Source organism: Alteromonas oceanisediminis (genome assembly GCF_018474025.1).
Classification (GTDB): Bacteria; Pseudomonadota; Gammaproteobacteria; order Enterobacterales; family Alteromonadaceae; genus Alteromonas_E; species Alteromonas_E oceanisediminis.
In genome coordinates this window covers 320,735-333,509 of sequence record NZ_JAHCTA010000002.1, presented here as the reverse complement: position 1 = coordinate 333,509, position 12,775 = coordinate 320,735, and the positions used below count along the sequence as shown (strand labels likewise).

Sequence of the window (12,775 nt, the reverse complement as noted above, 5' to 3'; positions counted from 1 at the left end):
GTAATTAGCGATTAAGCTTTACGACGTCTGCCCGCTGCAGCAAAACCTAGAAGGCTTAAACCGAAGATAGCAAGCGTTGAAGGCTCTGGTACGCTCAATGCGAAACGACCAGTGTGATTAGCTGCTACAAGCGCAGTGCCACCAGCAGTATCAAACGTCAAGTCAGCTGAAGGAGGAGCAACGCCACCGATACCAGCGTCAACTGTTTGGTTACTTCTGAAGTAAACTTTACCTTCTGCTAACCAATCAGCTAGCGATTGAGTGTCTAGACCTTCAGTGATTGAGAAGTTTGCACCAGCGCCGTTTGCTGTAGCAGTTACATCGCCACGGAAGATTTGCTTCTGCTGACCACCAACGTTTTCTGGGCCACCTTTAGCTACGTCAACAGTAAACAAGCTGTTGAATGTATTCGCAGCGAAACCGCCGAATGCGCCAAACGTGTAAACACCGAAATCAATTGTGCCGCTAGTATATGCGAAGTCACCATTGTTCCACTCACCCATCAAGTTATTGAAAGAGAAAGTGAAAATGTAGTTGCTTGCATAACCGCTGGGGAACGGAATGTTCGGGTTGAAGCTACCAATGTTGTTTTGGTTGAAAGAATCGAAACCTTGACCTGTCAAAGGCGTCGCGATTGAATCAAAACCAGCAGTACCGAAACCACCAACAGACATGATTTGGTCACCGTTAGAGATAACGCCGTTACCGTCTGAGTCAGTTACGATAGACTGTGAGTTGTAAGCAAAAATAAATTCTTGCACTGGCTGAGCTGAATCACCGAAAGGGAAGCTCCACTCAACTTCTGAAGCACTAGCAGAACTTGCTGCGGTTAGGATTGCACCTGCAATAAGTAGTTTTTTCATGGTTAATCTCCGTTTAAAAAAATTGGGTTACGTAAAAGATAATACATTTAGCGTGCCAACTTTTATATCATTGAAATTTAAAGGTTTTTTAAAACACTTAAAACGCAGTGTAAAAAAAATCGACACCCTTAAACCTTTTCTCGCAACTGCAACGCTCGCGACGTCAGATTCGCATCGTCAGAGTTAAACCCTTTTAACAAACTCGCTGCGGTTTCTTTTTCACCGGCTAGTATGGCGGCCTCCGCATAATTTAATAGGTGCTCTTCGCCAAACGAGGGCAAATTGCTCGCCACGCGGTATAAGCGCATTGATTCAGCAAATCGCCCTTGCTTAGCTAGACTATAGGCTAAGGTATCAGCCACTTCAGCATTGTCCGGCACTAAATCATAGGCTAACTGCGCATAATTGGCAGCTTGTTGATACGCCTCTTCTTTAACCAGTATTTGCGCCAGATTATTCAACGCAAAAACATTTTTCTGGTTCATATCAATTAGGCGCTCGTACAACGCCTTAGCTTGTTCAGGATCGGATTGCCCCGACAATGACGCAAGGATGGTCAGGATTTTTTGATCATTCGGGAAGCGCTCCAAGTGATTTTCAAGCACATTCAGCGATTTCTCTGGCTGCCCCAACTGGCGATAAGTAAACGCCAATACTTCGGTACTCAATGGATTGTCATATTCCTCATGAAATGCCTTTAATAGCGGTAATGCTTGTTCGAATTGACCAGAGCTTGCCAGACTAATGCCTGAAATTCCTTTGCCCAGAGGCGCTTCACGGAACGACACTGGCAACGCAGATAGTGTCGACATCGCTTTTGCTACCTGATTCTGTCTCAATTGGAAGTAAGCTGACAATAACTTAAACGAAGGCTCCTCTGGATGTCGCTGAACTGCCTTGTTAGCCAACTCTTCAGCACGCTTGAAATTTTCATTCACATCAAGTGCGTTGATCAGTCTGAAAGTAGCGGTAAGGCTACCTTTATCCTTTTCGTACCAGCGATTAAATACCGGTATCGCTGCTTCACGTTTCCCCTGATAAATGAGACTATCGCCGTAGAGCATATAATACGTACCAGGTAATGACTGCGTGCTATCGATTGGCGCCAATACCGCTTCGACTTTAGCGAATTCTCCCTCTACCGCGTGCGTATACGCAGCCAATATATGTAGCGGAATATTATTATCATTGTCATCAAGTGCGGATAAGACACGATCTTGAACCTGCTGTCTCGCCTTTTCGCTTTTCTCTAACGCCAAGCGATAACGCTGCATCAGCGCTGTGGTATTCGCAGGCGCAATAGCGATCACGCGGTCAAGCAACTCAGTCATCAACTTTTCATCATTCTGCCGCTGAGCGACTTTGGATAAAAGTAAAAGGCTTTGCACGTTATTCTCGTCAAGCGTGAGTGCTTGCTCATAAAGTGCTTTAGCTCTATCCAAATCCCCGACCTGCGAAAACACCCCACCCGCAAAATTAAGCATTTGCGCATCAGGCGAATCCGCTGCAAGCATTTCTTCTGTTAATGCAACAGCCTTGTCGTTTTCACCCGCGGCCAACTCGCCAGTGATCAACGCTTGCTCAGCAATAGCCATATCAGGCGCAAGCGTGAGTGCTTCTCTCAGGTCAGGCAAACCGCCTTCCTCATTCAAGCGTAATTTCAGAATCCCCTGTTGAGTCAACTGAACGGCTGACTTATCCGATACTTCGGTGAGTTTATCAAGTGAACGCTTGGCAAGCGCGGTGTTACCCTGATTGATCAACTGATAGGTGTTAGATGCCAAAAATGTCGCATCTTCGGCAGAGAGATCACTTAACGCGAGGTAACTTTCAGTGGCTTCTGCACTGCGCCCCAGCATGGATTGCGTCACGGCTAACAAACGCAGAATAGTGGCGTCATCCGGCCTTTTGTTCTGCGCATTCACAAAGTGCTTGTGCGCCTGTTCAATTTGTTGAAGCTGTAAGCTGCTCAATCCAACGAGCACGCGGTTGTAAGCATTGTCATAACCACCTTGTATCGCTTTATCAAATGATTGCTTCGCTTGCTGATACTCTTCGTTTTCAAAAAACCACACGCCTTTCACCTGATTCAGCATGGGGTTGTTCGGAAAATCTTTCATTAAGTCCGTCGCTAGGGTATTGGCGATTTCAAAATCCCCATTGCGCGAATGCGCCGTAATCAAACTTAGCTTGGCTTGCGGATTGTGTGGATAGATATCCAAGAACGCTTCAAAGCTACTAATTGCTTGGGGTAAATCATTGCTAGACAGCGCGATTTGCCCACGTAGTAAATGTGCATCGGCGAAATCCGGTGCGATGGCAATCAGTTCATCCACCAATTCAGCGGCCACCGACTCTCCGGTTTCTTTCAACACCACATATGCCGTACCCAGCTGCCGATAAATCGATTCATTAGCAATGTCGGCTGCTGCGTTCACTGCTGTTTTGGCGCTTTCCATATCATTCTGCGTTAACTGCGCAAAAGCCACATAGGCCTGATATTGCGTGGCCAGTTCGGCAGACAGTGGCTCGAATTTCTCAGTCGGATAATCTAGCAGTTGCTGTATTTCGTACTGCTGTTTCAGCGCTTGTAAATGCAACGACATCAATTCGGGTGTAGTCACACCGCGCTCAATTGCTTTTTCGAACTCCTTAATCGCTAAATCCATTGCGCCGACACCAAAATAGGCCTGACCCAACATAAAGCGCGCTTCGCCGATACTCGGGTCGTTCACCACAACATTTTTTAGGGTAATGGTCGCTTCGTCATACTTCTCATTGGCTAATTGAGTCTTGGCCGTCGCAATCTGCTCTTCCACACTCTGTTTGGCACACCCGCCTAACACAACCATCGATAGTAAAACGGTCGCTGCTAAAATTCTCATATCCTTGTCCTTTGGCACACTATTGGCTTATGCGCGAGCATAGCAAATTTATTGGTTTTAAAGAAATATCAAAAAAGGGCGCCACTAAAGCGCCCTTTCGGTTTTCACACGTAGTCAGTGACTACATGTTAAATAATGCCGCGTGTATCGATGACCACTTTATTCTTAATGACTTCAAGGGGCATAGATTTAAACTCGGTATGATCAACCAACACCACAATCACGTTACAACGCTCCATGGCTTCCGACAGTGACACTAAGCTCACGTCTTCCGTTACGCTGGCAGGCAACTGCTTAATATTCGGTTCAACGGCCAAAATTTCACCCACCCCCTGCGCCGCAAGGTCACGCGTAATGGCCAGTGCCGGGCTCTCACGCAAATCATCAATATTGGCCTTAAATGCTAAACCTAAGCAGCCAATAACCGGGCGCTTAAATTCATCTGCTGCGGCTTTCACCTGACGTTTGACATACTCGGGTTTGCCGTCATTGATTTCGCGTGCAGTGCGAATTATCCGTGCTTCGTCAGGCGCGCTGTCGACAATAAACCACGGGTCAACGGCAATACAGTGGCCGCCCACACCCGGGCCCGGGCTAAGAATATTCACCCGTGGATGACGGTTCGCCAGCGAAATCAGTTCCCACACATTGATTTTAAGCGAGTCACAGATAATCGATAACTCATTGGCAAATGCGATATTCACATCACGAAACGCGTTTTCTGTAAGCTTAGCCATTTCCGCCGTGCGCGCGTTGGTTAGCAAGCACTCACCGCGAACAAAGGTTTTGTACAGGGCCAATGCCTTTTCAGAACACGCCGTGCTGATACCACCTATGATCCGGTCATTTGACACTAGCTCTTCAAGCACGCGCCCCGGCAATACCCTCTCAGGGCAATGGGCAATATACAGGTCGCTACCGTTCACGTTAGTAATCGGGTTGGTCAAATCGGGGCGCATCTCGCTTAACCAGTTAGCCACTTTTTCCGTCGCCCCCACCGGCGAGGTCGACTCCAAGATCACCAGGTTACCCTTGGCAAGCACTGGCGCGATCGTTTTACACGCGGCCTCGATATAGGATAAATCTGGCGTGTGGCCTTCTTTAAACGGCGTTGGTACCGCGATGATAAATACATCGGCTGGCTCGGCTTCAAGCGTCGCCTTCAACTTACCGGTCGTTACCGCTGCCTGAACAACCATGTCGAGGTCTGGCTCAACAATATGAATTTTGCCCTGATTGATAGTATTGACCGCATGCTCAGATACGTCGATACCCACAACCTCAATACCACGAGAGGCAATGATTGCAGCAGTCGGTAGACCGATATAACCCAGTCCGATCACCGCGACCCGTTGAAATCCATTACTCATTTATACTTCCTCTAAAAATTGTCGAATTCGTTCGCACGCTTTTCCATCACCATAAGGGTTATGAGAATAACTCATTTCCTGATAAGCGTCTTCATCATCAAGTAGTGTTGTGGCCAGCGAAACGATACGATCGGTATCTGTGCCAACCAACTTAACCGTACCCGCATCCACCGCTTCCGGGCGCTCGGTAGTATCGCGCATACATAATACCGGTTTACCCAAAGACGGAGCCTCCTCTTGAATACCGCCAGAGTCGGTTAAAATAAGGTGCGCACGCGACATCAGGTAAACAAAGGGTAAATAATCTTGTGGGGCGATCAGGTGCACGTTGTTGGACTCGCCCAAAATTCTCTTCACAGGCTCTTGCACATTCGGATTTAAGTGTACCGGGTAAACCACCTGTACGTCATCTCGGTCGGCCAACACTTTAAGCGACTCACAGATGCGTTCAAATCCACCGCCAAAGCTTTCCCGCCGATGCCCCGTTACCAAAATCAGCTTTTTGTTCGGATCTAACATCGCAAACTGCTTTTCAAATTGCTGCGATAACGATGCATCGCTATCAATCTTGGCGGTTACCCACAATAATGCATCGATCACAGTATTCCCGGTAACAACAATATCCTTCTCTGAGACATTCTCACGCAGCAATGCTTTTTCCGACGTTGCGGTGGGTGCAAAATGATAATTGGTGAGCGCCCCAGTGAGCTTTCTGTTCGCTTCTTCCGGCCACGGGCTGTAAAGATCGCCTGTGCGTAGCCCAGCTTCAACATGCCCGACCTTAATCTTTTGGTAAAACGCAGCCACCGATGTCGCAAAGGTAGTGGTTGTATCACCGTGTACCAGCACGACATCCGGCGCAAAATCGGCCAACACCGGTTTGATATTCAGCATCACGTTGGCCGTAATATCGTACAAATCCTGACCCGGTTTCATAATATCTAAGTCATAATCTGGCGTGATCTCGAACAAATTCAGTACTTGATCAAGCATTTCGCGATGCTGCGCCGTGACACAAACTCGCACATCCAAGAGCGATGATTTTTTCAGTTCCAACACCAAAGGTGCCATTTTTATTGCTTCCGGTCGCGTGCCGAAAACGAGAAGTATTTTTTTCACTTTTTCTTCCTAATTAATCTAAATGGCAGTTATGGTTGCGCTTTCATAAGCAAACTTAAATTTATCTACGCACTATTTACCCGAAAATATAATCTGAAATAATGCTTGCAAGCTTCTACAAATGCAATAATAGATATTCTCCTATCAAGTTAATGAGATAGCAAATCTTGAGTCTACGAGTATCAATTGACGTATCAACTTAGTGCCAATAACGTTTTCGTTAGTTAAATACGATTTACGTGTCGAAAGTTAAGTGAAAACTAGCGAGCAGCCAAAAATTTTAATCGACTATATCAACTGAAATTTACTAACTTCGCGTCTTCACACTGCCACTCACTCTGACTATGGAGCTTCACTATTAAATAGATTTTCTGTTTACTCGAACTTACTTTTTAATATTTTGTAAATTTTGACCAATTTTAATTTAATGCTAGGTTTGTATTTTAAAATTTCATACTCAAAAAGCTCTAAAGAGGATTTTGCGTAATCTTGAAAAATTTTTATATCATAGTCTTTCAACTTTGATTTCCATTCATTGATTTTTTCCACCTGGGGTTTGGACACTGAATTTTTGTGCCATTTTAAACTTTCTTGGGGAACTTCTTTACTGGCCGACTCGTGATAATTTAGCATACCGCTCTGGTAATCAAGGCTTAAGAATCTGGATATTGAAAGCAACGTTTTTTCAGGATCTTTAACTAAGGTCTCATAGCGAACTTCTAAGTAGTTATTTGGAATCATCGCTCCCATTCTGTGAGCCATCTCAATATCGTGCGACCAATTCTTGGCGATTCGAATAATATCTTTATCTCCCCACGAGATATTTTGCTGGGATGCAGCAACTGCCCGGCCATCGCGAACAATATGAACTATTTTACAGTCAGGGAAGAGTCGCCACAATTGATCCATTTTGGTATGGTAGCCTGGTGTTTTTATTGCCCAATATTGCTTTCCCTTGATTTTGGCTGCGGCATCCATCGATGAACAAAAAAGTTCTGAAAAGCTTAGAGAAACATCACGGCTCTCCCAATTGACTTCATCCAGAACCCCACCTTTTTTAGCATAATATTCGTTTTTCAAAGCATTGAATGCTTCCACTTGCTCACTCGAGTTCAACATTTTGTCGGAGTAGGTTTTTGCAACCGACAAAAAGTCAAATTCGAATGGCACAAGTAAATCCGAATGTGAATTTAACATGAGTCTTAGCATCGTCGTACCAGACCGTTGCGACCCGACGATAAATACTGGCGCAATTTTTTTCACCATGCTGAGATTCCTTTACATACAGTTAAAGTGGGTCTAGTGCACCCAATAATCCAATGTGTATCAATTCATTAAGTTTTCAATGAGGTTGAGTATTTTTTTCGAAAGCACTACACGTTTGTGTTGTTCCAACCAATCTTGAGCAGAGTTATTGTAGTTTTGGCCTTTAGTGAGAAGAATATCTTCATAGCATTGAGGGTAAAGTGGATCAATATTAATCCCAGCATCAAGCTCCTTTAATATATTTGCTGCAGCTCCTTTACATCCGAAATTTATGATTCGTGTGCCCGATTTTAGATAGTCAAACAGCTTTCCTGGCAAGTATCTTTCCATATTTTTATTTGTAAAAAGCAATAAGAAGTCAGCATATTTTAAAGACTCAATGGCAACGTTCTTTTGTACTTGAGGCTGCACAATGATTTCGATTTTCGTCGAGTAATTTTCAAGCAGAGGGAGATAAGATTTTTCTACATGACCTACAAAAACTATTGCTGTTTGTTGCAGCGTCTCAACCTTTGCATTTTCAATGAGATAATCGAGAAATTCAAAAGGAGGAGTGGCAACACCTAAACCACCGACATACAAAAGTACATTCTTTGATTTACCGAGTTCTTTGAGCAGGGAAATTGTTGGATGTTTTGTGATTTCAGATGAGTTTGATTCATCGAGTGACTCATCCCAACCATTTCTAACCAATGAATACTTTTCTTTAGGCTGATTAAAACTTGAAATGTGCTTGGCTATCATTCCCTCAGTTGTCATGATTATCTTGGTTGCGTAGTTCACAATCGCTTTTTCTAATCTACGCGAGAAAGGACTTTTTGTGACAAAAGCAAATGGGCAATCAGTCCACTCATCTCGATAGTCTATTATCAGGGGAGCGTTGACTTTGACCGCGTACAGATATGCCGCTACGACGTAATTAAAACTCGGTCCGGAAGCAAACACCACATCTGTTTCAGGTTGATGAGAAAGCGCTTCATAGTAAGCCGCTACTGCTGATTGTATACCGCCATCTACTTTAGGAATAACTGCATTAATGGTTTTAAAATGACTGGTTCCAGTTCTAATAATCTCAGCGTTTGCAGGCAGCGTAGACTGCATAAACTTTTCAGATTCTGTCAGGCGGTCACTGCGAGGATGCTTACGAGTATAATAAATACACTGATTATCACTTTCCTCTATCGCCTTAATTAAAGGAACTAGTCGATGCACGCCGCCAGACTCAAACGGTGGAAGGAAAGCGCTGAAAAATGCGATCCTTCTATGCTTTCCCAACGGTCTACATTCTGATTTTTTAGAGTTGAATGTAGCAACACCAAGCAAATATAAAAGCTTCAATGTATTAGTAACGGTTCTTATTTTGCTCATTCTCAAGCCGTCAGTTTTGCGCTAGTTTTTTAAGTGTATCGTGGCTATACCTAATTTACCACGCAACAAAGTAAACCAAGGCACTAGCCTGTCTCGAGTAATTTCAATTTAATGAATGAAAATTAGCTTTTATCTATAACCATTCTGATTTTACTCGCCAGATAGCGTCTTGATTTGCTATCAAAGATGAAGAAAAAAGCTGAGATAGCGTAAATAAGGAACAATGAAATGAAGACGGTGATAATTTCGATATTTAAAGTTCTAGTTTTATTAAAACCAGTAAGCTCCCACACGTAAAAGCAAACCGCAGTTAATGAAACTGCGATTAAAATTTTTGAATAGTAATACTTTGCATCTGTCTTGAGCAGATTTGTGGTGTATGGGATAAGGAAAAAAAGTTTGAACAAGACCGCTGGAATAACCGTCCCCATGGCAACGCCAGCGATCCCAAATTTACTTCCGAGGAAAATGCTTAGTCCCACATTTATTGCCGCTTCGATAACTGTTACCTGTGCATTTTTCTTATGCATTGCTGCTGCATTTAAATAAGTCTGCAGAGGCATAGTCGACATCCCAACAAAACTCCCCAAAGAAAAGAGTACCAAGCAGAAATAAGCGAGCTGAAATTGGTCACCCACCCACCAAAAAATCAGTGAATCACCAGCGAGCAAAAAAACAAAGCTGCTCAACGAAATCAAGAATAAAGCGGCTTGGAATGTTTGCCTTATCTTTTCACCTAAGTATGTTTCGCTACCTTGAACTTGTAGTTTTGTGAAAGTAGGTTGAAACATGCCAATCACAGCATTAAACGCATTGTTCCTATACCGGTTTAACGCCACAGCAACCGCATAAATGGAAACCGCATCCAGCCCGATGATTTTGCCGATGACTAAATTGTCGACTTGAAACCGAAACGTGTTGGCGATGTTGAGTATGAAGCTGTATTTACCGTAATTAAAGAACGATTTCAGCTCAGACAGTGATGAATCAGATGGCTTGATCGTGAGGTTATGATCAAGTCTTTTTGCCACAAACATCATGGCTAGACTGCCTATTAGCTCGGTCAACAGCATCGATAGCGCCACACCAATAACGCCGTAACCGTTTTCAATCGCGACGACAAACAGGGTTGTGCGACCAACGAGTTTGGCTAATTCGACTTTGGCGGCTAAATCATGGCGGATAAAGGCGGTGACCACGCCGTTATAGGCTGCCAACGGCATGGTTAGCACAAATTTGACGGACATAATCAAGATAAGAATATCGAACAGCCGATTGAGTTCTTTATCGTCAAAAAACCATCCGCTGGCGGCATAAACGCCCGCGGCTATGGTCAATAAAAAGAGCGCCAGCAAACAATTCGCCATTATACTGGTATTCAGTGCGCGATTAATTTCATGTCGATGTTTGTTCGCGTAAGCTGCGCTTAGAAAGCGCTGTGCAGCCGCCAGCAAACCAAAATCCATGATACCGAAATAGCCAATCACCGAACCAACAATAAGCCACAACCCGTACACTTCTAAACCCAAATTATGGATCAGGTACGGCAGCATAAAGAAACCAACAACCACGTTACCAATCAATAAGATGGTTCTAACGCTTGCCCCTCTCAGTAAGTGATTAAACTCCATGTTATATTCTAGCTCCGGCTCGGGAAGTCTTTACAACCCTGGCAACAAAACGCGCCGACTCCTTGAACCCGAAAACAAACGAGCCAGACATCGTGGGTTGATGCAACAATAGCGAGAGTTCTGAATAGAAGGTCGAAAACGCACGCTGCTGTGCACACACAAGGGCAAACTTACTAAAGTCACGCTGGTATTTTTTACTGATTGCAGGTCGATAGTCGGCAAATTGCGCGTCATTCAGCAGCAATCGCCTGAAATACAACATGCCGCGAAATTTCTTCAGCGGCGCTGAGCTGGCGCTGACCGCCCGCATGCGGTAGCCGGTGGTCACGGCTTTGTAAAAGTGCAGCGTACGCCCGAAACAGGCTCGATACCAAAAATCGTCATCTTCAGAATTGGCTAGCGCTGTATTAAATTGGAGTTGCTCCTGTTCGATTAACGCGCGGCGGATAAACACGCAACCGGTCCAAATTAAACAGCCCGTGTCTAAAAACACGGCAATGGGATCCTTAATAGTTTCGCAAGGTCCTTCTGATGAAAAGTAGCGCTGATAGTCAGGGTTATTGGCGAAGTTTGCATGGGCTGCAGTCAGTGTTTCACCGTCTTCAAAGCGCACGAAGTCACTGGTGATAACCTCTACTGCGTGCGTGACAGCGTAATCAAGTTTGCGTTGAGACTCAGGCCCGAAGAGCACATCGTCAGCATCGAGAAACCCAATATACTGACCAGAGGCGCGCTGCATGCCAAAATTACGCGCAGCTGAGACCCCTTTGCCTGCGCCATTTTTGACCAACTGTATGCAAGGGTTCTGTTGAAGCATCTTTTCAACACGAGCTGGGCCATCGTCTGTCGACCCGTCATCAACCACAATGACTTCAATTTGCTCAGTCTGAAAACAGGCCAGCACAGAGTGCAACGTTTCCTCAATGTAGTCTGCGCAGTTATACAAAGGCACAATGATAGATAAATTCGGCGACTCTTCCGTGTTCAGCGCTTCTGTCATTACGTTACCTCTACTTGCGGGTTAACACTGGACTGACGCAGACTTTCGCCAGTTCAACACACTGTTTGGAAGACCACTGCGTAGCAAGCCCAGCCAATGAATAATGAAATGCAGCCTTGAGCTCGCCAATTTGACGCAGTTGGTATGAAAGCTCATAGCATGCGGCGGCTTTATGTCGTCGCAAGGTTTGCTGGATACCCGTATTTCCTGTCTGCTTCATTTCGTTCAGATGCTTATCGTAAAAGGCAATAAGTGCCTTCTCCGTTTTCACCAGAGAATCGTGCGTTTTCGACGTTAAACTGCTTTCATGCAGAAAATAGGTGCCCGTCACGGTATTGCATAAATAGAGATTGTAGGCCCTAACTTGAAACAAACGGATGAAGAAATCCCGATCTTCCGCACGTGTTAACGTTTCATCAAACAATACCGGATCGGACGGCGTTTTTAGCACCACCGCCTGTAAGTGCAAAAACGAATTTGTAAACAGTGTTTCTGCAGCATTTAAAGCTGCGGGGCGCGTTGATGAGGCGTCATCCCATGCCCCGAACAGAGTTTGCTTCTTTTCAAACCACGTGCCAACGAACTGTGCCTGCACCACGTCATAAATATCGAAGTTTAATAGCAGCACGTCCGCATCAGGCGAATTCGCAAATACGCCTAACGCAGTACTTAAGTGATTGTCATACCAGGTATCATCGGCATCTAAAAACGCGAGGTACTCGCCTCGTGCTGAGAGTAAACCAGAATTTCGCGCCCCAGATGGCCCTTTGGAACGCTGGTTATGCAGTAATGTAATACGGTTATCTTTTTCAGCCAGTGCTTGAACAACGGATACGGTATTGTCAGTACTGGCGTCATCCACGACAAAAAGTTCCAGTTGTGCATTTTGCGCCATTACGCTACCAATGGCTTTTTCAATGGTGTTTTCTGCATTAAAAGCAGGCATGATGACTGAAATTAACGGGGATGACATAGTATTTTAATCGTTTTAAACTTGGCGCTATGATGACACATCAAGTGTCAATGTCTATTGGCAAAAGCCGTGTACATGCTAATTCGCTCAGATTTAAACGCTGACACAATCGATAACGTTCATCTCTCGGTGTGTTTGTAAAAGGAAATTTATGCAGTATCGCCCAGAGATAGATGGCCTTCGCACCGTTGCTGTTGTGCCAGTAATCCTTTTTCATGCGGGGTTTTCCAATTTGCTTGGTGGCGTGAAGAAATAAGCATACAGCAATACGGCGCTTGTAAAAATCGCAAGCATGTTGCA

9 protein-coding genes are annotated in these 12,775 nt (G+C 44.8%); all 9 read right to left on the bottom strand.

Annotated elements, in window-relative coordinates; translation table 11 throughout:
- Positions 1–11: 11 nt before the first annotated feature.
- Complete coding sequence (locus tag KIU71_RS04620; RefSeq protein WP_214130006.1) at positions 12–863, bottom strand: PEP-CTERM sorting domain-containing protein; 852 nt, start codon at positions 861–863, stop codon at positions 12–14.
- A gap of 128 nt (positions 864–991) precedes the next feature.
- Positions 992–3,748 (bottom strand): XrtA/PEP-CTERM system TPR-repeat protein PrsT, encoded by a 2,757-nt coding sequence (gene prsT, locus KIU71_RS04615; protein ID WP_214130005.1) that lies wholly within the window; start codon positions 3,746–3,748, stop codon positions 992–994.
- Between the two features lie 128 nt (positions 3,749–3,876).
- A complete protein-coding gene (wecC, locus tag KIU71_RS04610; protein WP_214130004.1) occupies positions 3,877–5,118 on the bottom strand; it encodes a UDP-N-acetyl-D-mannosamine dehydrogenase in 1,242 nt (413 codons plus the stop codon).
- A complete protein-coding gene (gene wecB, locus KIU71_RS04605; protein ID WP_214130003.1) occupies positions 5,119–6,237 on the bottom strand; it encodes a non-hydrolyzing UDP-N-acetylglucosamine 2-epimerase in 1,119 nt (372 codons plus the stop codon).
- A 375-nt stretch (positions 6,238–6,612) separates the two neighbouring features.
- Positions 6,613–7,503 carry a sulfotransferase family protein gene (locus KIU71_RS04600; protein ID WP_214130002.1) on the bottom strand — a complete coding sequence of 297 codons (891 nt, stop codon included), beginning with the start codon at positions 7,501–7,503 and terminating at the stop codon, positions 6,613–6,615.
- A 60-nt stretch (positions 7,504–7,563) separates the two neighbouring features.
- Positions 7,564–8,871 (bottom strand): hypothetical protein, encoded by a 1,308-nt coding sequence (locus KIU71_RS04595; protein WP_214130001.1) that lies wholly within the window; start codon positions 8,869–8,871, stop codon positions 7,564–7,566.
- A 122-nt stretch (positions 8,872–8,993) separates the two neighbouring features.
- Positions 8,994–10,502 carry a lipopolysaccharide biosynthesis protein gene (locus KIU71_RS04590; protein ID WP_214130000.1) on the bottom strand — a complete coding sequence of 503 codons (1,509 nt, stop codon included), beginning with the start codon at positions 10,500–10,502 and terminating at the stop codon, positions 8,994–8,996.
- 1 nt (position 10,503) lies between these two features.
- Positions 10,504–11,502 (bottom strand): glycosyltransferase family 2 protein, encoded by a 999-nt coding sequence (locus tag KIU71_RS04585; protein ID WP_214129999.1) that lies wholly within the window; start codon positions 11,500–11,502, stop codon positions 10,504–10,506.
- A gap of 10 nt (positions 11,503–11,512) precedes the next feature.
- Positions 11,513–12,475 carry a glycosyltransferase family 2 protein gene (locus KIU71_RS04580; RefSeq protein WP_214129998.1) on the bottom strand — a complete coding sequence of 321 codons (963 nt, stop codon included), beginning with the start codon at positions 12,473–12,475 and terminating at the stop codon, positions 11,513–11,515.
- Between the last annotated feature and the right edge of the window lie 300 nt (positions 12,476–12,775).